The sequence below is a fragment of the Allobosea sp. NPDC055353 genome, assembly GCF_053644975.1.
The window spans coordinates 179938-200441 of record NZ_JBSHMC010000001.1 but is presented as its reverse complement, the minus strand read 5'-3'; the positions used below and the strand labels follow the sequence as shown (position 1 = coordinate 200441).

Genomic DNA, 20504 nt, shown 5'->3' with positions numbered 1-20504 from the left:
GAGGCCAGTTCCGGCGGCGAAGCGGTTGGCACGATCCTTGTAGAATATGTTGCGACGCGGCCAAAGCTGCCCGCGCCATCCCGATCCGGAAGACACAGCAACGTCGCTGTCGAATGCACCTGCCAGGTGTTTTTCGCGCGACGTTTTCGCGTTCGGGGTGGCTTCAGGCGGGCAGCCATTCAGCAATCGGGAGGCGATCCATGACGCACAGCTCCAGGACCGGCATCCGGACGGTCGCAGCCCGGCAGACGAGCGCGAGCCGCCGCGACTTCCTGCGCGTGTCAGGCACGGCTGCGCTGCTTGCCGCGGCGAAGGCGGCCCTGCCCTCCGGCGCCTTCGCGCAGGGGACAGGCCCCGAGGTCAAGGGCACGCGGCTCGGTTATATCGCCCTGACCGATGCCTCGCCGCTGATCATCGCGAAGGAGAAAGGCCTCTTCGCCAAGCACGGCCTGCCGGACATGGAGATCGCTAAGCAGGCCTCCTGGGGCGCGACGCGCGACAACATGGCGCTCGGTTTCAAGGCGAACGGCATCGATGGCGGCCACATCCTGCGCCCGAAGACGCATCTCTATGCAACCGGCAAGGTGATGCAGAACGGTCAGCCGCTGCCGATGTACACGTTGCTCAACCTCAACGAGGACGGGCAGGCGATCTCGGTCTCGAACGAGTACAAGGACCTCACCGTCCAGAAGGACGCCTCGCCGCTGAAGCAGGCCTTCGAGCGCAAGAAGGCCGCCGGCAAGGAACTGACCGCCGCGATGACCTTCCCGGGCGGCACCCATGATCTCTGGATCCGCTACTGGCTCGCTGCCGGCGGCATCGACCCCGATACCGAGATCAAGGTCATCGTCGTGCCGCCGCCGCAGATGGTGGCGAACATGAAGGTCGGCACCATGGACTGCTTCTGCGTCGGCGAGCCGTGGAACGAACAGCTCGTCAACCAGAACATCGGCTACACCGCGCTGACCACCGGCGAGCTCTGGTTCCGTCATCCCGAGAAAATCCTCGGCATGCGCGCCGATTTCGTCGACGCCAACCCGAGGGCGACGCAGGCCATCCTGATGGCGGTGATGGAGGCCCAGATCTGGGCCGACAGGATGGAGAACCGTCAGGAACTCGCCGAGATCGTCGGCAAGCGGCAATGGTTCAACGTCCCCACCGGCGACATCAACAAGCGCCTGCTCGGCGATATCAACTACGGCAATGGCCGCGAGGCGAAGGGCACCAATCTCTACATGAAGTTCTGGGGCGAAGGCGGCGCGACCTCCTATCCCTGGAAGAGCCTCGACACCTGGTTCGTCACCGAGAACATCCGCTGGGGCAAGTTCGACCCGACCATCGACATCAAGGCGCTGGTCGACAGGACCAACCGTGCCGATCTCTGGCGCGAGGCCGCCAAGACGCTGGGCATCACTGGTGCCCCGGCCGCCGATTCCCGCGGCGTCGAGACCTTCTTCGACGGCATGAAGTTCGATCCCGCCGCGCCGCTGGACTATCTCAAGGCGCTGAAGATCAAGCGGGTGGCGTGACGCCATGGCCGAGCCACTGATCATCGTCGGCAATGGCATGGCCGCGACACGGCTGGCCGATGAGCTCAGCCAGCGCGCGCTCGGGCGCTATTCCATCGCCGTGATCGGGGACGAGCCGCACCTCGCCTATAACCGCGTCCTGCTCTCGCCCCTGCTGGCGGGCGAGATCGGCGGCAGCGAGATCGAGCTCAGGCCGGCGGAGTGGTGGCGGGCGCGGGGCGTCTCGACATTCTACGGCCGCGCCGTCATCGCGATCGACCGCGCCGACAGGACGGTGACGCTGAGCGACGGGCTCGTCCTGCCCTATGGCAAGCTCGTCCTCGCCACCGGCTCGCGGCCGCTGATGCCGCCGGTGCCGGGTTTCGCGCTGCCCGGCGTTGCCACGTTCCGCGACGTTGCCGATGCCACGCGGTTTCGCGCCGCGGCCGCGGGCGCGCATGTCGTGGTGATCGGTGGCGGGCTGCTCGGTCTGGAGGCGGCTTACGGGCTCGCCAGGATCGGCGGCAAGGTCACGCTCCTGCATCTGGCCGACCGGCTGATGGAACGCCAGCTCGACCGTGAGGGCGCGAGCCTCCTTGCCGCTGCGATCGCCGCGCGCGGCATCGATATCCGGCTGAAATGCACGGCCGAGCGCTTCGTCGGCGAGAGTCGGGTCGAGGCGGTGGAGTTGCCCGACGGCACCGCGATCCCGGCCGATCTCGTCGTCGTCGCCATCGGCGTGCGCCCGCGCGTCGACCTCGCGGTGGCGGCGGGGCTCGACGTCAACCGCGGCATCGACGTCGATGACGGGCTTGCCAGCAGCGATCCCGCGATCTTCGCCATCGGCGAATGCGCCGAGCACCGTGGCCAGACCTACGGCCTGGTCGAGCCGGCCTATGAGCAGGCGCGGGTGCTGGCGGCGCGGCTCGCCGACCAGAAGGAGCGCTATACTGGTTCGCTGCTTTCGACCAATCTCAAGGTCTCCGGCGTCGGTGTCTTCTCGGCCGGCGAATTCGACGCCGGCGAGGGCACCGAGACGGTCGTGCTGCGCGATCCCGCCGCCGGCATCTACCGCAAGTTCGTACTGCGCGACGGCCGGCTCGCCGGCTGCGTGCTGGTCGGCGATACGCAGGGCGCGCTGTTCTATCTCGGGCTGATCCGTTCGGAACAGGACATCAGCGCGATCCGCGCCGACCTGCCCTTCGGCGAAAGCTATTGCGTCAGGGAAGCCGCCTGATGCGCCATGACGCTCCCCTCGCCCCGGCCGCGACGCGCACCACCTGCCCCTATTGCGGGGTCGGCTGCGGGGTGCTGGCGACACCGGACGGGCGAGGAGGCGCGGCCATCGCAGGCGATGGAGAGCATCCGACCAATCGGGGACGGCTCTGTTCCAAGGGCTCCGCGCTCGGCGAGACGCTGGGGCTCGGCCACCGCGTGCTGCACCCGCTGAAGCGCAATGCGGCGGGCAGCTATGACCGCGTGAGCTGGGACGCCGCACTCGATGCGGTGGCGGACGGCTTGCGCGCCATCATCGACCGCAACGGGCCGGAGGCAGCCGCCTTCTATCTCTCGGGCCAGCTCCTGACCGAGGATTACTACATCGCCAACAAGCTGATGAAGGGCTTCATCGGCTCGCCCCATGTCGACACCAATTCGCGGCTGTGCATGTCCTCGACGGTCGCGGCGCAGCGCCGGGTCTTCGGCTCGGACACGGTGCCCGGCGCCTATGAGGATTTCGACAGCGCCGATCTGATCGTCCTCGTCGGCTCGAACACGGCCTGGTGCCATCCGATCCTGTTCCGGCGGATGCAGGACAACCGGCGTGAGCGCGGCGCGCGCCTCGTCGTCCTCGATCCCCGCATCACCGCGACGGCGGACGATGCCGACATGATGCTGGCGTTGAAGCCGGGCTCCGACGCCGCGCTCTTCGCCGGCCTTCTCGTTCATCTCGCCGATCGCGGCCTCGTCGACCGCAGCTATGTCACGCGCCATGTCGCCGGCTTCGACGAGGCGCTCGCGAATGCACGCGAGATCGCGCCCGACATCGCTGCGATTTCCGCCGCCACCGGCCTGCGGAGCGAGCATATCGCGGCCTTTTACGAACTTTGGGCCAGCACGCCCCATGTGGTCACGGCCTGGAGCCAGGGCGTCAACCAGTCGGCGCAGGGCACGGACAAGGTCGCGGCCATCCTGAACTGCCATCTCGCCACCGGCCGGATCGGGCGGCCCGGCTGTGGCCCCTTCTCCCTCACCGGCCAGCCCAATGCCATGGGCGGGCGCGAGGTCGGCGGGCTCGCCAACATGCTCGCCGCCCATATGGGCTACGCGCCGGACGAGATCGACCGCGTCCGCCGCTTCTGGCAGGCACCCAACATCGCCCGCCGCGAGGGGCTGAAAGCCGTCCAAATGCTGGACGCGGCCGCGGATGGTCGCATTCGTGCCCTATGGGTTATGGCGACCAACCCGGCCGTCTCTCTCCCGAATGCCGACAAGGTCAGCGCCGCACTCGCCGGACTGGACCTCTTCATCGTCTCCGAGAACGTGCTCTCGAACGACACCCTGACAGCCAGACCCCATTACATCCTGCCAGCGGCGGCCTGGGGCGAGAAGGACGGCACCGTCACCAATTCCGAGCGGCGGATCTCGCGCCAGCGCGCCTTCCTGCCGCTGCCGGGCGAGGTGAAGCCGGACTGGTGGATCCTCTGCGAAGTCGCGAAGCGCCTCGGCCACGGCGAGGCCTTCACTTACATCGGCCCGCACGAGATCTATGCCGAGCACGCGGCACTCTCCGCCTTCGAGAACGACGGCACGCGCGATTTCGACATCGGCGCCCATGCCGGCCTCGACCGGACCGGCTATGACGGGCTTCGGCCCGTGCAGTGGCCTGCACCGGCATGGCAGCCCGGCGGCACCGACCGCCTCTTCGGCGACGGCGGCTTTTTCGGCCCCGAACGGCGCGCGCAGATGCGCCCGCTCGCCGCACCGAAGCTCGCCGCGCAGACGAGCGATGATTTCCCGCTGCTGCTCAATACCGGCCGTGTCCGTGACCACTGGCACACCATGACGCGGACCGGCTTCAGTCCACGGCTCAGCGCCCATATCGCCGAACCTTCGGTTTCGGTGAATCCCGCCGACATCGCGCGCTTTGGGTTGGCGGAAGGCGGCTTCGCTCGCCTCGCCAGCAGCCACGGCACCGCGATCCTGAGGGTCGTGGCCGAGGGCGGCGTGGCCGAGGGGGCAGCGTTCGCGCCGATCCACTGGTCGGGCGAGACGGCGTCCGACGCGCGCATCGGCGCCTTGACGCAGCCGCTTTGCGACCCCTTCTCGGGCCAGCCCGAAATGAAGGCGACGCCGGTTTCGATCGCGCCTGTCGCCTACCACTTCGAGGGCTTCGTCCTGGCGCGCGAGCCCTTCGCCCTGCCGGCGGAGAGCTGGTGGGCACGGCTTGCCGTGCAGGGCGGCGAAGGCAGGCTTTTCGCCACCAACGCGTCGATCGATGCAATCGCGATCCTGATGCGCGAGCGTTTCGGCACGGACGAACTGACCGAGCTGATCGACCGCGACGGCGGCAGCTATCGCTGTGCCGTGCTCCGGGGCGGCCGGCTTCAGGCCGCTTTCTTCCTCGCTCCTGCCGGCCGCGCCCCGCTCTGGGACACGGTGAAGGCCGCTTTCGCCGATCCAACGGCCGCCGTGGAGAGCCGGCTTGCGCTGCTTGCCGGACGCAATCCCGGCGGCACCGACCCCGGACCGACCGTCTGCGCCTGCTTCGGCGTCGGCCTGAACGCCATCCGCGCCGCCTTCGAGGCCGGAGCCGCGACGGCCGAGGAGATCGGCCTCCAGCTCAAGGCGGGGACCAATTGCGGCTCCTGCCTCCCCGAAATCCGCCGCATCGGCACGCGGACAGGCGCAAGCGAGGCGGCATGACGAATGCGACGGAAAAGCTCGATCAGAGGCAAGAGCGCGATCAGAGGAGAAACTGGAACATGGGTCTGCCTGTCTTGAAAGGCGCGGCTGCCGGCGCAACGGTCGTCACGCTCCCGGGGAAACCGTCCGAGGTCCTGCCCCTGCCGGCCGGCCCCTCGAAGTCCTTCGCGGCCAGGCTGGCTCCCCTTGCGAAAGGCGCGTTCGCCAACCTGCTGCCGCCGCTGATCACGGTCGCGCTCATCCTGCTGTTCTGGCAGCTCGCCGCCTCCGGCCCGCAATCCTCGCTTCCGACGCCGAGCAAGATCTGGGAGGAGGCGAAGGACCTGATCGTCGAGCCGTTCTACTGGGCGGGCTCGCAGGATATCGGGCTGGGCTGGCGCATCCTGGTTTCTTTGCAGCGCGTCGCCATCGGCTTCAGCCTGGCCGCCATCGCCGGCGTGCTGCTCGGAGCGCTCGTCGGCCAGTCGGTCTGGGCGACGCGCGGGCTCGACCCGGTCTTCCAGGTGCTGCGCACCGTGCCGCCGCTCGCCTGGCTGCCGCTCTCGCTCGCCGCCTTCCGCGACAGCCAGCCCTCGGCGATCTTCGTGATCTTCATCACCGCGATCTGGCCAGTGATCATCAACACCGCCGTCGGCATCCGCAACATCCCGCAGGACTACCGCAATGTCGCGCAGGTGCTGCGGCTCAACCAGATCGAATTCTTCTTCAAGATCATGGTGCCATCGGCCGCGCCCTACATCTTCACCGGGCTTCGGATCGGCGTCGGCCTGTCATGGCTTGCCATCGTCGCAGCGGAGATGCTGACCGGCGGTGTCGGCATCGGCTTCTTCATCTGGGACGCGTGGAACTCGTCCCGCCTCTCCGACATCATCGTGGCGCTGGTCTATATCGGCGTGGTCGGCTTCCTGCTCGACCGCCTCGTCGCCCTCGTCGGCCATGTCGTCACCCGCGGCACCGCGACCAACTGAGGACTGAGGCGATGAGCTATCTCAAAATCGACCATGTCGACAAACGCTTCCAGCGCGGCGGCGCCACGACGGACGTGCTCAAGGACGTCAGCCTCGTCATCGACAAGGGCGAGTTCGTCTCGATCATCGGCCATTCCGGTTGCGGCAAGTCGACCCTGCTCAACATCGTCGCCGGCCTCACGCCTGCGACGACCGGCGGCATCCTGCTCGAGGGCAAGGAGGTCAACGCGCCGGGACCTGACCGCGCCGTGGTCTTCCAGAACCACTCACTGCTGCCCTGGCTCACCGTCTACGACAATGTCGCGCTCGCCGTGAACAAGGTCTTTGGCCGGACCAGGAGCCGGGCCGAGCGCCATGACTGGATCATGCACAATCTTGGCCTCGTCCAGATGAGCCATGCCAGGGACAAGCGCCCGGGCGAGATTTCCGGCGGCATGAAGCAGCGCGTCGGCATCGCGCGCGGTCTCGCGATGGAGCCGAAGATCCTGCTGCTCGACGAGCCCTTCGGGGCGCTCGACGCACTGACCCGCGCGCATCTGCAGGACTCGGTGATGCAGATCCATGCCACGCTCGGCAACACCATGATCATGATCACGCATGATGTCGACGAGGCGGTGCTGCTCTCGGACCGGATCGTGATGATGACCAACGGCCCCTCCGCCCGCATCGGCGAGGTGCTGGACGTGCGCCTGGCACGTCCGCGCAAACGGCTCGAGCTGGTCTCGGATCGCACCTACATCGCCGCGCGCGAGGCGGTGCTGAAATTCCTCTACGAGCGCCATCGCTTCGTCGAGGCGGCGTGACGGCATCGGCCATGAGCGACGATTTCACCCCCGATCAGAAGCGCTATCTCGAAGGCTTCGTCAGCGGCATGCAGTCGGCCCGCACGGCGCGGGGCCTAAGCCCGCTCGGCGGTGCCTCAGGCAATGCTTCGGCCACGCCAAGCGGTCCCGACAGGGAGCATGCCGAAGCACAGGCCAGAACGATTGCCGCCGGAGGCAAGCTCGTCGATCAGGAGAAATGGAAGGCTGCCGAGCACCCTTTCGACGCCTATGCCCGCTTCAGGGAGCAAGCCGGAGCCGGGGCCTATCCCAAGCCGGAGGACAATTTCCGCTGGCGTTATCACGGCCTGTTCTACGTGGCGCCGGCACAGAACAGCTACATGTGCCGGCTGCGCATTCCCAACGGCATCCTCACGGCCTGGCAGTTCGCCGGTGTCGCCGATCTCACCGAGCGCTTCGGCGGCGGCTACAGCCATGTCACCACCCGCGCCAATCTCCAGATCCGCGAGATCGCCGCCGAGAACGCGGTGTCGCTGCTGGAAGGGCTCGCCGATCTCGGCCTGACCGCGAAGGGCTCGGGCGCCGACAACATCCGCAACGTCACCGGTTCGGCGACCGCCGGTATCGACCCACTCGAACTGCTCGACACCCGTCCGCATGCCCGCGCCTGGCACCATCACATCCTGAACGACCGCTCGCTCTACGGGCTGCCGCGCAAGTTCAACGTCGCCTTCGACGGCGCCGGCTCGGTCGCGACACTGGAGGACACCAACGATATCGGCTTCCAGGCCATCGAGGTCGCGGAAGGGGCATCTTTCGAGGGGCAGCAGGTCGTGCCCGGCATCTGGTATCGCCTCGCGCTCGGCGGCATCACCGGCCACAAGGACCTCGCCCGCGACACCGGCGTCATCGTCGCCCCATCCGACGCGATTGCGATCGCCGATGCGATCATCCGCGTCTTCATCGCCAACGGAAACCGCACCGACCGGAACAAGTCGCGGCTCAAATACGTGCTCGATGCCTGGGGCTTCGACACGTTTCTCGCCGCCGTCGAGGAGAAGCTCGGCCGCCGGCTGATCCGGCTCGACAGCGTCTTCGTCAGGCCGCGTCCTTCTTATGACCGGCTCGCCCATATCGGCGTCCACGGGCAGGCCCAGGCCGGCCTCAACTGGATCGGCGTGGCGCTGCCGGTCGGCAAGCTCACGGTCCAGCAGATGCGCGTCATCGCCGCGATCGCGCAGGGATGTGGGGATGGCGATATCCGCCTCACCGTCTGGCAGAACCTGCTGATCTCCGGCGTGCCTGACGCGAAGGTCGAGGACGTGCTCGCCAATCTCAAGGCCATCGGCCTCTCCGCCGAAACCTCGGTTTTGCGCGCCGGGCTGATCGCCTGCACCGGCGCGACCGGCTGCAAGTTCGCCGGCGCCCATACCAAGGAGGATGCGCTCGCCATCGCCGCCCATTGCGAGCCGCGCATCACGCTCGACACGGCCGTCAATATCCACCTGACCGGCTGCCACAATTCCTGCGCCCAGCACTATATCGGCGATCTCGGGCTGATCGGCGCCAAGGTCCCGGTCAATGACGAGGGCGACACCGTGCCCGGCTATCATGTCTTCGTCGGCGGTGGCTTCGGCGTCGAGGGCGGCATGGGCCGTGAATTCCGGACCAATGTGAAGGCGGAGGATGCGCCGGCGCTGGTCGAGGCGATCCTGCGCAGCTGGCAGGTGCACCGCGCAGCGCCCGACGAAAGCTTCGTCGCCTTCGCCCGCCGCCATGAGATCGCGACCCTGCAAGCCCTGGTCGAGCAGAGCGGAGACGCGGCATGACTGTTCAGAGCCCGAACCCGATCGTTCAGGTCCTGCCGGAAACCGCACCCTTCAGCGAGGAGCAGCGTTCCTGGCTGAACGGCTTCTTCGCCGGACTGCTTTCGCTCGACAATGCCGGCGTGACTGCGCTGTCACCAACCGAGAATGCAGCCGTCCTGGCCGAGGCCGAGGACGGCGCGCCCTGGCACGACCCGTCGCTGGAGATGACCGAGCGCATGAAGCTGGCCGAGGGCAAGCCCCTGCCCCGCAAGCTCTACGCCGCCATGGCCCAGCAGGATTGCGGGCAATGCGGCTATGTCTGCGAGAGCTACTCTGCCGCCATCGCGTCAGGCGCCGAAAGCCGGCTCAATCTCTGTGCACCGGGCGGCAAGGAGACGCTTCGTCAGGTCAAGGCGCTGATGGAGGAGCCCGGCGCTGCCGCCGCGAGCGCTCCCATCGAAACCGCGCCGGCGGCAGAGCGCGGGCCGAAAGGGCGCTGCCGCGAGAACCCGGCACTCGCGACCTTCCTCTCGCGCCGCAAACTCAACGGCGAAGGCTCCGAGAAGGAGACCTGGCATGTCGAATTCGACCTCTTGGAATGCGGCCTCGATTACGTCGTCGGCGATGCCTTCGGCATCGTCGCGCAGAACGATGCCCGCCTGGCCGATGCCGTGATCGCGCTCCTGGGGGCGCGGCCGGATGCAGAGATCGGCGGCAAGCCCCTGTGCGAGAAGCTCATGGAGGATTGCGCGCTCGGCCCTGCGCCGGACGCCCTGTTCCAGCTCATCTCCTACGTGACCGGCGGAGAAGCCCGCGCCAAGGCCAGGCGCCTCGCGGCCGGTGAGGATCCCGATGGCGATCTCGACCGGCTCGACGTGCTCGGGGCACTGCACAAGTTCTCACAGGCGAGGCTCTCGGCGGAAGCCTTCGTCGAGGCGCTCGATCCGCTCCAGCCGCGGCTCTATTCGATCTCCTCCTCGCACAACGCGACCCCCGGGCGGATCTCGCTGACGGTCGATGCGGTGCGTTACAAGATCGGCTCGCGTCCGCGCTGGGGCGTGGCCTCGACCTTCCTCGCCGAGCGCGTGCGCCCCGGTGACAAGGTCCCGATCTATGTCCAGCGCGCCCATGGCTTCGGCCTGCCGGCCAATCCGGCAACGCCGGTGATCATGTGCGGACCGGGCACGGGCGTCGCGCCCTTCCGCGCCTTCCTGCACGACCGGCAGGCGACCAGGGCTCCAGGCCGCAACTGGCTGTTCTTCGGCCATCAGCGCCGGGCCTGCGATTTCTTCTATGAAGATGAACTGCAGGCGATGAAGGATGCGGGTTTCCTCTCCAACCTGACGCTCGCCTGGTCGCGCGATGGCGAGAAAATCTATGTTCAGGATCGCATGCGCGAGCGCGGCAGCGAACTCTGGTCATGGCTCGAGCAAGGCGCGCATTTCTACGTCTGCGGCGATGCCAAGCGGATGGCCCGCGATGTCGAGCGCGCACTGGTCGACGTCGTCGTGACGCATGGCGGGCGCTCCACCGAGGATGCGATCGCCTATGTCGCCGCTCTGCGGAAGGCCGGCCGCTACCAGGCCGATGTCTATTAGGGGGTCACGCTCTAACGCCATCCAGGAGCCGGGCTGGCGCCGCGGCGCCCTTCGATCCTGACCACCGTCCAGTCGGAGGCGGTGGAAGATCGGCCGGAACGCTGGTAGAGTGGATCGATGCGGGAGACCCGACACGGCACGATGCGCAATCTTATCGCTGCGATGGCGGCCGTGCTGCTTTCGCTGCCCGCCCATGCCCAGTTCGACGCGACGCCCGGCAATGCCCCCTTGTATCCGGGCGGGCCGCGGCAAGGCCTGGGGCCGCCGTCGATCACCGACCATGTCCCGGATATCCGATTGCATTCGAGCCAGGGCGGCATTCCCGGCGCAGGGCCGGCCATCGGCTCCGGCGCCAATGCCGTGCGTCCGTACGAACCGTCCCCGGCCAGGCTCTATCGCAGGGCCGACCGGACGAGCGGGCTCGGGCGTCATTGCCGAACGGCATCGCGCCAATGCACCCTCGCGCGACCGGCCGCTCTGGGCGACGATTGCTCATGCCGCACGCCCCGGAATGGGCGCAGGCACGGCCGCGTCGTCCGGTAGCCGCTTCCTGCAAAGCCGCGCCTCCGCTCCGCAGCGCGATGAATACGAGGTCATGCAAGCTTTATCGGCCAAACAGGAACTGCGTCGTGCCTTCCGGCACATCGAGCAGGAATTGCCGACCCGGATGGCGGCGGCCCTGAGATGGCTGCGCCATCCGCGCTCGCGGCTGGTCCGCATTCCCGCCGGCATCGCCCTCATCGCCGGCGGCGTGTTCTCGTTCCTGCCGTTGCTGGGACTGTGGATGCTGCCGCTCGGCCTGCTCCTGCTCGCCGCCGACGTGCCGTTCCTGCAGCGGCCGATGGCGCGCTTCGCGCTCTGGTGCGTCCGTGCGCTCAACCGCTTCCGGGCCTGGCGCAAGCGGGATTGAGCGTTTCCGACCCGCCGTCAGACGATCAGCTCCGCGACAGGCAACCGCGCGCGATGCGAAGCGGCGTTTGACGGGATCCGGCCCAGCCGGAAGACGTTGACGAGCCTGCGCCCGGCCGGCAGCGGATGGCGCGCGACGAGGGCGGCATTGCTGACCGGCCAGTCGGCCAGCACCGAGATCGGGCAGGCGCCGAGCCCCTGCGCTTCCATCGCGAGCCAGGCCCGGTAGAAGGCACGGCCCGTCTCCAGGGGGTCCTCGCTCTGGGGCCGATGGAACAGCGCTATGGCGCCCGATGCTGTCTTCGTACGCTCCTGCGTCAACGGTTCGGCGAGGCCGAGGCGCTTCAGCAGCGGGAACAAGGGCCCGAGCACGAGCGCGGCCCCCATCGCCTCGACGCTGCCCAGCGCCATCGCCTCCGCATTGAGCCCGTCGCGGCCATAGCGCGGATCGCGGCGCGACAACCGCATCCAGGCGAGCAGTTCGCGCCGATGCTCGTCCTCGCACAGGAAATGGAAACCGGCGCGGTCGCCCATTTCCGCGATCGCCGCGACGGCCGGGCCTGGTGGGACAATGAAGAGATCGGGCGCGGCAGCAAGCTTCTGAAGGGCTTCCTGCAACCGGGCATCGGCAGCCGCAAACCGGCCACGCCAAGAGCGGCGGCCTGCGACAGCGGCGGCGAGCGGGTCTGCCGTTCCACCGGGAGCAAGCGTCAGCCGGGCGATGACGCGCAGCCCCGCCACCTCCTTCGAGCCATCACCGAGCTCCACACGCGAGACCCGCAGCCCATGTCGACCGCAAGTCAGCGACAACCCTTCGATTGCCGCCCCATGCGAGAGCCGGACATCGTGGCCGCTCGGGTCGGCTGCCGACAGACGCCTCTCACCATCCTCCAGCACGAGCACCGTGTCGGCCTCGAGCAGGCGCCAGCGCGTCGGCTGGATGTTGTGGACGCTCGGCGCGAGGCTGGCCTCGGCGATCAGGTCCCGGAACAGATCGCGGTCGAGCATGCCCCTTCACCCCTGCAGCGGCTTGGCGAAGAGATGCAGGCGATGCAGGGGCTTGGCGCCGGCCTTCTCGGCCTGCCGCAGGCTCGGCCCGTTGACATCGGCGATCCAGGTTCCGCCGAGTTCGGTATAGCCGGCGGCCTTGAGCGCGGTCGCCACCTTGAACAGCATCGCCCCGTTCAGGCCGCGATTATGAAAGGCGCGACTGACAGACTGGTAGACGATGACGGCGCGCCGGTTCGTCCAGCGGTGCCGCAGGAAACGGAAGGGGAAACTCAGGCCCATCCGGCCGCCGGTCGCCTTCACCAGCGGGTTGAGATCGGGGATGGCGATGATCGCGCCGACCGGCTCGCCCTTGTGGTGAACGACGGTCGAGATGCGCTTGTCGATGACCCACATCATGTCGCCGGCCTGGAAGCGATACTCCTCCGCCGTCGGCGGCACGAACATCGGGTTGGCGTCGAAGCCGTCATTGAGGATCAGCCGGGAATCCTCCAGCCGCTCGGCGAAATGGCGGCGGTCGATCGGCATCCAGCGATAATCGGGATCGGCGAAGATCTCCTGCTGCTTGGGCCCAAGCAGCCCGCGCGGGTCGATATCGGCGAGATCGATCCGGAAGGTCGTCATCGGGAAGGTCGGGGCATAGCCGTTCGCTTCGAGCAGGCGCGCGATATGCGGCGGGCTCCAGAGCATGTCGGTGAAGGGGGCGTTGTCGAAGCCGCCTGTCACGACACCGGCCTGCTGCATCGCGGTCAGATTGAAGTTGCCGACGAGTTCGTCCATGCCGCGCTCGCGCGCCCAGCTTTCCGCTGCGCCGAGCAAAGCCGCGGCGATCTCGGAATCGTCGGCGCAGTCGAAATAGCCGAACTGCGCACGCCTCGTGCCGTGCCGGGCATTGGAGGCGTCGTGGATCGTCGCGACGATGCGCCCGAGCGGCCGGGCGTCACGCAATGCCGTGAACAGCTCGAAACGGCCATGGCCCTGCGTCACCAGCGGATTCCTGGCAGGGTCGAGCATGCGATCGAAATCGGACCACATCGGCGGGACATAGGGGCTGTTCGCCGGATAGACGTTTGCCGTGACGGCGAAGGCCGCCTTGCGGTCGTTGCTGCGGATCTCGATCATGCGAGGGCCTCACTCGGGGCAGTCGCAAGCAGGCGGCGCACCAAGGCCAGCGCCGTCTCGGTCGCCGGATCGGCCGAGACCACCGGCACCGTCACCAGCAGCAGGTCGAGCGGCTCTTCACCAAGCACGAGCAGATGGCTCGCGGAATTCCCTGCCATCAGCGCCGCCAAGCGCTCGGCAGCCGGGTCGGTCGCCGGCCAGGGCCAGCCGCGCCCGGAGGCATGGAGCACGCCGATGCCATGCAAGGCCGGCCGCAGGATTGCCGGATCGTAATCGGCGAGCGCGGCTTCATCAAGCCGGCGGGCGCTGCCGAACAGGGGATGCGTGGCAAGCTGCGCGATCAGCGCCTCTCGCGTCTGCGCCCGTGACCGGGCGAGGGAATCGAGAATTCCGGGCGCTTCCGCGTCGAAAGCGCTCGACAGCGCATCGACGGCCAGCGCGATGGCGAGCACCCCGGCGAGCGCGACGGCGCAGAGCCGCGCGGCATGGGCGAAGCCGGCATCGGGGGTCACGAGCGCCGCCGCGAAACCCAGGAGCAGCGCTGCCACGACGCGCAGGCTGAGCATCGCGAAACGCTGCCGCCGGGCCGGCGCGGCCCCGCCGGTGACCAGCAGGATCGAGACCAGGAGCAAGGCGCCGACGCCGCCGAGCCTCACCGGCAGACCCGGCAGCAATTCGCGGAAATCGCTGAGCGCGAAAGGCAGGATCAGGAAAGCGCAAAGCCCGAGCCGCCAGACGCTCGTATTCTCGGCTGCGGTCAGAGAGGCCTGATCGCGCCGGAACAGCAGGAACCCGCAGAAGGCAAGAGTCAGGAGCTGGAAGCCAGCCAGCGCGAGATCATAGATCCGGCCCGGCTTGTCGAAGCCGAGGAGGCTGGCGAGGACCAGCAGGAGCGAGCCGGCGAGCACCGCGATCTTGACCGGGCGCGGGGCATGCCGGCGCAGCATCCCCTCGGTGACGATCAAGGCGCCGAGCGGGAACAGGGCGGCACAGGCGAGCGCGAGGCGTCCGAGGATCACGCTGCCGCTCCACCAGCCCAGTGCCCGCAGCAGGAAGAGCGCCGCGACCAGCCCCATCGCGACGAGGAAGCGCCGCGCCAGCGCGCCGCGCGGATCACGGCGGCGCAAGGTCGCCATGGCGACAGCGAGGCCGAGCGCGCCGCAGAGATCGACGATCGAATCCGCCACCAAGGCCGGATTGGCGAAGCCGCCGGTCATGGCCCGGCCACCATTTGCTTCAGCGCCCGCGCCACGAAGGGCTTGAGTAGCGCCGCGACCGGGGCCGGCCAGGGCCGCTCCACCGCAGGCCGGTAGGGATTGAAGAACCAGCCACGGCAATCGGTGCCGGTGCGCCGGCCCAGCGTGAGCGCGATCGCCTCATAGGCCATCATCATGCCCGTGGTGATCACCATCGGCGCGAAGGACATGCGGCTGCGCCGCCCGGCAGCGACCTCGCCGGCGATGGCGAGGTCGACATGATGGCGCGAGCGCGAATGCAGCATGACATGCGTGACCTCGCAGAGCATGGCGGCGCGCTTGTCGTCATCCGACAGCGTTCGCCAATCCTTGCTGAGCGTCGGAAAGCCCAACCGCTCCTCGGGACGCGGGTCGTCGGGGCGCACCACGATCACCGAGGGTAATGGCGCCATATAGGCGTCGATGACGGTCGCGCCGGCCGTCTTGGCCGTGCGGTAGAGATGGAGGCCGACGGCAATGTCGTCCATGCCGTTGACGATCACCTTGCAGCGACCTGCGATCTCGGGCAGGCGCTTGACCCACTCGGCGCCGAGCACCTCGATCTCGATCCCCGGGTTGATCGCGCGCGCGGCCTCGGCCGCCGCTTCCGCCTTGGGCCGGCCGATCGTGCCGGCATTGGCGAAGACCTGCCGGTTCAGGTTAGAGATCTCGAAGACGTCGATATCGGCGATGACGAAACGGCCGATCCCCGCCCGGACCAGCGCCATGAAGGCCGCACCGCCCATGCCGCCGACACCGCAGACGAAGACTGTCGCTTGCCTGAGCCGCGCCTGCTCGGCCTCCGAGACGAAGCCGATATTGCGGGTGGCGAAGAGATCGTAGCTGAAGCCGGGGATCATGGTTTCGACCTCGATGGGCGCGGACGCAGCGTACCGAAGCGTCTGGTATCGTCGAGCCAGTGCACCAGCGGCAAGGCCAGGCGCTGCACCAGCAGGAAGGCCGAAGCTCCGAGCAATCCCGGCAGCGAGGCGCGCGGCACCTGGCCGAGCAGATAGCGGCGCGCGGCGGCGAGGTCCATGCGGCCGAGCTGAAGCACATCGTCGCCACGGGCGTAATCGAGCTTGTCGCGGCAGAACGAGTTGTACCGCTCCTCGCGGTGATGCGTCGCCTGCTCGAAGCTCTTCTTCAGGTCATCCGAGCCGCCGGTATAGGCATCGGTGATGATCGAGTTCGCCTCGTCGAAGCCGGCCTCGGGCCCAACGCCGAAGACATGGCGGTGGTCGCGCATGATCTGCCGCGCGAGCGAAAGATGCGCGAAGCTCTGGCGACTGCCCGGATCGGGCGAGGGATAGACCTCCGAGAAGGTCTCGCAGACCATGCCGACCACGCCCGGCACCTGCGTAACGTTCGAAATCCAGCGCGGGCGCAGGCCGCCACGGACGAAGAGCACCAGCACGGTCAGACCGTAGAGCACCCAGGACAGGCCGCGACCGCGCACCTCGGGATCGACCATGACGAGGCCGAGATGCGTGACTTGCTCGGGTTCTCCCGCGAGCGTGAGCGGCATCTGGGCGAGCGCATTGAAGGCGATCGGCCGGCCGGTCGCCGTGTCGCTGATCAGGGTGACGATGCTCTGGCTGAGGCGCTCGCGCTCGCCGGAGAAGACGCCATAGGTCAGCGCGCCCTGCGCCAGCGTCCGCCCCGCGACCGTCCGCAACTGCTCGACCAGCGCAGCAAGCTCCGCATCGTCGAGCACGACGCCCGGCCGCTCGATGATGCGGGTCTGCTGACCCGGCGCCGTCGTCAGCGTCAGGTCGAGCGTCGGCCGGGTCAGCGCCTTCAGCCAGAAGCCGAGCATCAGGCCTCCACCGGCTGAGGCGCGGGCGAGGCTGCCCGCTCCTTGACCAGCCTGGCGATGCCGGCGAAGTCGAGCTTGCCGGAGCCGAGCACCGGCACGGCCGGCACGACCACGATTTCGGCCGGGATCATCAGGTCCGCCGCGCCCCTGCCCTTGGCGAAGGCCTGGAAGGCCGCACGCGTCGCGTCCTTCTGCTGGGTCACCAGCACCAGTCGCTCGCCCTTGCGCGCATCGGGGAGGCTGGCGACGCCGGAGAGCACGCCCGGCCAGCATTCGGCGGCCAGCGCCTCGACCGCGGCGAGCGAGACCATCTCGCCGGCGATCTTGGCGAAGCGCTTGGCTCGGCCCTTGATCGTGACGAAGCCGTCCCTGTCAATCGCGACGATGTCGCCGGTGTCGTGCCAGCCCTCGGGCGGCGGTTCGAGCACGCCGGGATTCTCCGACTTCAGATAGCCCAGCATGATGTTGGGGCCGCGGACATGCAGGCGGCCGCCCTCCTCGACGCCCGGCATCGGCTCGAGCCTGGCTTCCATGCCCGGCATGATCCGGCCGACCGTGCCGAAGCGGTTGAACATCGGCGTGTTCAGCGCCAGCACCGGCGCGGTCTCGGTGACGCCATAGCCTTCGAGGATGCGCAGGCCGAATTTCTCGGCATAGGTGCGCCGCGTCGTATCCTTCACCGGCTCGGCACCGGCCACGATATAGCGCAGCGAGCGCAGATCATATGGATGCGCGGCGCGGGCATAGCCGGTGAGGAAGGTGTCGGTGCCGAACAGGATCGTCGCGTTCGAGCCGTAGACCAGTTCCGGCACCATCCGGTAATGCAGCGGCGAGGGATAGAGATAGACCGGCACGCCCGAGACCAGCGGCAGGATCAGCCCCGCCGTCAGGCCGAAGGAGTGGAAGACCGGCAGGACGTTGAAGACCTTGTCGCGCCGGCCGAAATCGATGCGGGCCGCCGCCTGCGCCGCATTGGCCAGCATGTTGGCATGGCTGAGCACGACGCCCTTGGGCGCGCCTTCCGAGCCCGAGGTGAACAGGATCGCGGCACGGTCCGAGCCCTTGGCGGGCTCGATCGCCTTGCCATGGCGCCAGAGCGCTTTGAGCTTGTCGGCCGTCGAGACGGTGGCGCGGACATCTTCGAGATAGACGATCTTCACATCAGTCGAGAGCGCCTCGATCAGCGGCCCCATCCGGCCCTTCTCGACGAAGGCGCGCGAGGTGACGATGGTCCTGACCTCAGCCGCCTTGCAGGCGGCGGCGATATTGCCGGCGCCGGCCGTGAAGTTGATCATCGCCGGTACGCGCGCCGCCGACATCAGTCCGAGCAGCGTCACCGCCGCGCCATTGGCATTGGGCAGCATCACGCCGACCGCCTCGCCCCTGGCCGCCAGCGGCATCAGCTTGCGGCCAAGCACCTCGGCGCCGATCAGCAGGCGCTTATAGGTCAGCGTCCCCGTGATCGGGTCCTCGACCGCGACGCGGCCCTTGCCGTTCCGCTCCGCGGCTTCGGCCACGGCTTCGAAGACGCTGCGGTCGATATCGGTGGTCTTGAAGATCAGGTCCGACATGATCTGGTAGAGCGCCGCACCCGCCGCCTGGCGGCGCGGCTTGCCCTTCAGCTCGTTGGGCACCGTCAGCGAGACCGGATCGAGCACGGTGACGCGCACCTTGGGGAACCAGCGGCGGCGGACCTGCTCGCGGGTCAGGCGCGAGAAGATCGTCGCTTCCAACCCCTCGATGCGGACCGGCACGATCGGCACGCCCGACTTCTCGGCGATCATGCCGACGCCGTCATAGACCTTCATCAGGCTGCCGGTGACGGTGAGCCGCCCTTCCGGGAAGATCACCAGGCTTTCGCCGTTCTTGACCGCGTTGATCAGGGAGCGCGTCGCCAGCGGGCGCGAGGGATCGAGCGGCATCGCCCGCGTCAGCTTCAGGAAGGGTTTTACCCACCAGCGCTGGGCGATGCCGTGGTCGATGGCGAAGACCGGCTCCTTGTCGAGGATCGACAGCGCCAGCGCGGCATCGAGGAAGGAGACATGGTTCAGCGCGATGATGGCGTTGTCGCCGGCCTTGGCGATGTTCTCGCGGCCGGTAACCTCGACGCGGTAGAAGGCGCGGAACAGGATCGAGAGGAAATCGCTGAGCGGATTGGTCGGCAGCGTCCGGAAGATCCAGACGGAGGCCGCGATCGTCAGGGCACCGATCAGCAGGAAGAGATGGCTGAGCGTCAGGCCCGCAGCCTGCAGCAGGGCGACGACTGCAGCGCCGGCAACCATGAAAGCGGCCGAGAGCACGTTGACGGCAGCGACGATGCGGGCGCGCTTCTCGGCCGGCGCCCAGGCCTGGGTCGCGGCAAAGGAGGGTACGATGAAGATGCCGCCGGCAATGGCGAGGCCGGCAAGGTCGATGCCGACGCGCCAGGCGGGGGAATTGCTGAAGAAGACGTCGATATCCTGCGCCGGCTGATGCGCGACGATACCCGAGATCGCCCAGCCGAGATCGAGCGCGAACAGCCCCATGACGATGCCGGCGACCGGCACGGGCAGGAGCACGATGCGCCCGCTCGCCAGGAAGGAGCCGATGCCGGAGCCAACGGCGATGGCGATGGCGAAGGTGGCGAGATAGGCCGAGACGACCATCTCGGTGCCGCCCATGCCGTTCTTCACCAGCGCGGGCAAGAGCGCCATCACGACGGCGCCGATCAGCCAGAACAACGAGACCATGACGCCGGTGCGCCACAGCCGCGCATCGGCCCAGAGATCCTTGAGAAGGTCGCGTGTCGAGCGCAGGATGTTGCGGTCGATCGCGAGATCGGGCGCGGCCGCACCGGTCTTCGGGATGAACAACGTCGCGACCCAACAGGCGAGCGCGAAGACCATGATCAGCAGGCTGAGCTGGGCCGCGTCGCCACCCTCACGCGCGGTCAGGCCGCCTGCGATGGTGCCGAGCAGGATCGCGATGAAGGTCGCGCCTTCGATCAGCGCGTTGCCGGCCGGCAGTTCCTCGCGCTTCAGATGGTCGGGCAGGATGCCGTATTTGATCGGCCCGAACAGGGCGGCGATGACGCCGAACAGGAAGAGCGCGACGAAGAGCATCGGCACGGAGTGGAGGGTGAAACCGAGCGCCGCCACGCCGGCCGCGCCGATCTCGGCGAGCTTCAGGCGCTGCGCCATCATGGCCTTGTCGAAACGGTCGGCCATCTGGCCGCCGATGCCGGAGAGCAGGAAGAAGGGCAGAATGAAGAGCCCGCCCGCCAGCGTCACCAGCGCTTCGCCATGCGAACCGGCGAGCCGGTAGAGGATGATGAAGACCAGCGCGTTCTTGAGAAAATTGTCATTGAAGGCGGAGAAGAACTGCGCCCAGAACAGCGGCGCGAAGCGCCTTTTCAGCATCAAGGTGTCGAACATCATGCACTCGCGCGGTTCGAGGGAGGTTCGCATCGCCCGTGCAAAGCAATCCTTGCCGGCGGCGGGCGATGCGATCTTGCGGTTAAGCGGGGCTTACCGCCGCCGCCTCAGAGCACGGGCTTGCCTGCATCCATCAGCAGGCGCTCGGTGCGGGCGTCCTCGATGCGGTTCACCAGTTTGGAGGCCTCGTGCATGTCGCGCACCGTCTTGGTCATGGTGATGCAGGACTGGACAAGCATGACGCAGCCCATGGCGAGATAACCCTTGGCCCACCAGTCGAGCGGCAGGAACAGGATGCCGGAGCCGACCATCGCGGCGGCGGCGAAGAACGAAGCGTAGGTGAAGCTGACCCAGGCACCACTATGCGGTTGAACGTTCGGGTTCATGCGGCGATCTCCCGTTTGAAAAGC

16 protein-coding genes are annotated in these 20504 nt (G+C 68.0%); 9 read left to right on the top strand and 7 right to left on the bottom strand.

Features of this window, described 5'->3' with window-relative positions; translation table 11 throughout:
- Nucleotides 1-200 precede the first annotated feature (200 nt).
- The 9 genes from ACWIEX_RS00865 to ACWIEX_RS00825 all read left to right on the top strand — a co-directional run bounded on the left by ACWIEX_RS00865 (nt 201) and on the right by ACWIEX_RS00825 (nt 11498).
- Complete coding sequence (locus ACWIEX_RS00865; protein WP_454031276.1) at nt 201-1529, top strand: CmpA/NrtA family ABC transporter substrate-binding protein; 1329 nt, start codon at nt 201-203, stop codon at nt 1527-1529.
- Nucleotides 1530-1533: 4 nt separating this feature from the next.
- Entirely contained in the window at nt 1534-2745 is a 1212-nt protein-coding gene (locus ACWIEX_RS00860; RefSeq protein WP_454031275.1) for an NAD(P)/FAD-dependent oxidoreductase, read from the top strand.
- On the top strand, nt 2745-5432 hold the full coding sequence (locus ACWIEX_RS00855; protein ID WP_454031274.1) for a molybdopterin-dependent oxidoreductase: 2688 nt from the start codon (nt 2745-2747) through the stop codon (nt 5430-5432). Before ACWIEX_RS00860 ends, ACWIEX_RS00855 begins: the two co-directional genes overlap by 1 nt.
- 59 nt (nt 5433-5491) lie before the next feature.
- The gene (gene ntrB / locus ACWIEX_RS00850) at nt 5492-6400 is read left to right on the top strand and encodes a nitrate ABC transporter permease (protein ID WP_454031273.1); all 909 of its coding nucleotides are present in this window, start codon (nt 5492-5494) and stop codon (nt 6398-6400) included.
- An 11-nt stretch (nt 6401-6411) separates the two neighbouring features.
- Nucleotides 6412-7203, top strand: coding sequence for an ABC transporter ATP-binding protein (locus ACWIEX_RS00845; RefSeq protein ID WP_454031272.1), 792 nt, complete (start codon nt 6412-6414; stop codon nt 7201-7203).
- An 11-nt stretch (nt 7204-7214) separates the two neighbouring features.
- Nucleotides 7215-9011, top strand: a complete 1797-nt coding sequence (locus ACWIEX_RS00840) for a NirA family protein (RefSeq protein ID WP_454031271.1) — start codon at nt 7215-7217, stop codon at nt 9009-9011.
- Nucleotides 9008-10588, top strand: coding sequence for a sulfite reductase subunit alpha (locus ACWIEX_RS00835; protein WP_454031270.1), 1581 nt, complete (start codon nt 9008-9010; stop codon nt 10586-10588). Before ACWIEX_RS00840 ends, ACWIEX_RS00835 begins: the two co-directional genes overlap by 4 nt.
- Before the next feature lie 141 nt (nt 10589-10729).
- The gene (locus tag ACWIEX_RS00830; protein WP_454031269.1) at nt 10730-11131 is read left to right on the top strand and encodes a hypothetical protein; all 402 of its coding nucleotides are present in this window, start codon (nt 10730-10732) and stop codon (nt 11129-11131) included.
- 52 nt (nt 11132-11183) lie between these two features.
- Nucleotides 11184-11498, top strand: a complete 315-nt coding sequence (locus ACWIEX_RS00825) for a hypothetical protein (protein WP_061966453.1) — start codon at nt 11184-11186, stop codon at nt 11496-11498.
- Between the two features lie 17 nt (nt 11499-11515).
- On the opposite strand, the gene ACWIEX_RS00820 is transcribed toward ACWIEX_RS00825, so the two are convergent.
- The 7 genes from ACWIEX_RS00820 to ACWIEX_RS00790 form a co-directional block, all read right to left on the bottom strand.
- Nucleotides 11516-12505, bottom strand: coding sequence for a hypothetical protein (locus tag ACWIEX_RS00820; RefSeq protein ID WP_454031268.1), 990 nt, complete (start codon nt 12503-12505; stop codon nt 11516-11518).
- Nucleotides 12506-12511: 6 nt separating this feature from the next.
- Nucleotides 12512-13627, bottom strand: coding sequence for a GNAT family N-acetyltransferase (locus ACWIEX_RS00815; protein ID WP_454031267.1), 1116 nt, complete (start codon nt 13625-13627; stop codon nt 12512-12514).
- On the bottom strand, nt 13624-14844 hold the full coding sequence (locus ACWIEX_RS00810; RefSeq protein ID WP_454031266.1) for a hypothetical protein: 1221 nt from the start codon (nt 14842-14844) through the stop codon (nt 13624-13626). Before ACWIEX_RS00810 ends, ACWIEX_RS00815 begins: the two co-directional genes overlap by 4 nt.
- Nucleotides 14841-15722, bottom strand: a complete 882-nt coding sequence (locus tag ACWIEX_RS00805; RefSeq protein WP_454031265.1) for a ThiF family adenylyltransferase — start codon at nt 15720-15722, stop codon at nt 14841-14843. Before ACWIEX_RS00805 ends, ACWIEX_RS00810 begins: the two co-directional genes overlap by 4 nt.
- Nucleotides 15719-16681: a hypothetical protein gene (locus tag ACWIEX_RS00800; protein ID WP_454031264.1), complete on the bottom strand. Its 963-nt coding sequence runs from the start codon at nt 16679-16681 to the stop codon at nt 15719-15721. Before ACWIEX_RS00800 ends, ACWIEX_RS00805 begins: the two co-directional genes overlap by 4 nt.
- Nucleotides 16681-20094 carry an acyl-[ACP]--phospholipid O-acyltransferase gene (locus tag ACWIEX_RS00795; RefSeq protein WP_454033432.1) on the bottom strand — a complete coding sequence of 1138 codons (3414 nt, stop codon included), beginning with the start codon at nt 20092-20094 and terminating at the stop codon, nt 16681-16683. Before ACWIEX_RS00795 ends, ACWIEX_RS00800 begins: the two co-directional genes overlap by 1 nt.
- 107 nt (nt 20095-20201) lie before the next feature.
- Nucleotides 20202-20480: a YiaA/YiaB family inner membrane protein gene (locus ACWIEX_RS00790; RefSeq protein ID WP_454031263.1), complete on the bottom strand. Its 279-nt coding sequence runs from the start codon at nt 20478-20480 to the stop codon at nt 20202-20204.
- Nucleotides 20481-20504 lie beyond the last annotated feature (24 nt).

What these genes read in the sequence shown, in the direction of transcription:
- ACWIEX_RS00835 (WP_454031270.1), top strand. Translation starts at nt 9,008, where the DNA reads ATGACTGTTCAGAGCCCGAACCCGATCGTTCAGGTCCTGCCGGAAACC.
- ACWIEX_RS00845 (WP_454031272.1), top strand. Translation starts at nt 6,412, where the DNA reads ATGAGCTATCTCAAAATCGACCATGTCGACAAACGCTTCCAGCGCGGC.
- ACWIEX_RS00815 (WP_454031267.1), bottom strand. Translation starts at nt 13,627, where the DNA reads ATGATCGAGATCCGCAGCAACGACCGCAAGGCGGCCTTCGCCGTCACG.
- ACWIEX_RS00855 (WP_454031274.1), top strand. Translation starts at nt 2,745, where the DNA reads ATGCGCCATGACGCTCCCCTCGCCCCGGCCGCGACGCGCACCACCTGC.
- ACWIEX_RS00840 (WP_454031271.1), top strand. Translation starts at nt 7,215, where the DNA reads ATGAGCGACGATTTCACCCCCGATCAGAAGCGCTATCTCGAAGGCTTC.
- ACWIEX_RS00805 (WP_454031265.1), bottom strand. Translation starts at nt 15,722, where the DNA reads ATGATCCCCGGCTTCAGCTACGATCTCTTCGCCACCCGCAATATCGGC.
- ACWIEX_RS00795 (WP_454033432.1), bottom strand. Translation starts at nt 20,094, where the DNA reads ATGTTCGACACCTTGATGCTGAAAAGGCGCTTCGCGCCGCTGTTCTGG.
- ntrB (WP_454031273.1), top strand. Translation starts at nt 5,492, where the DNA reads ATGGGTCTGCCTGTCTTGAAAGGCGCGGCTGCCGGCGCAACGGTCGTC.
- ACWIEX_RS00860 (WP_454031275.1), top strand. Translation starts at nt 1,534, where the DNA reads ATGGCCGAGCCACTGATCATCGTCGGCAATGGCATGGCCGCGACACGG.
- ACWIEX_RS00790 (WP_454031263.1), bottom strand. Translation starts at nt 20,480, where the DNA reads ATGAACCCGAACGTTCAACCGCATAGTGGTGCCTGGGTCAGCTTCACC.
- ACWIEX_RS00865 (WP_454031276.1), top strand. Translation starts at nt 201, where the DNA reads ATGACGCACAGCTCCAGGACCGGCATCCGGACGGTCGCAGCCCGGCAG.
- ACWIEX_RS00820 (WP_454031268.1), bottom strand. Translation starts at nt 12,505, where the DNA reads ATGCTCGACCGCGATCTGTTCCGGGACCTGATCGCCGAGGCCAGCCTC.
- ACWIEX_RS00800 (WP_454031264.1), bottom strand. Translation starts at nt 16,681, where the DNA reads ATGCTCGGCTTCTGGCTGAAGGCGCTGACCCGGCCGACGCTCGACCTG.
- ACWIEX_RS00825 (WP_061966453.1), top strand. Translation starts at nt 11,184, where the DNA reads ATGCAAGCTTTATCGGCCAAACAGGAACTGCGTCGTGCCTTCCGGCAC.
- ACWIEX_RS00830 (WP_454031269.1), top strand. Translation starts at nt 10,730, where the DNA reads ATGCGCAATCTTATCGCTGCGATGGCGGCCGTGCTGCTTTCGCTGCCC.
- ACWIEX_RS00810 (WP_454031266.1), bottom strand. Translation starts at nt 14,844, where the DNA reads ATGACCGGCGGCTTCGCCAATCCGGCCTTGGTGGCGGATTCGATCGTC.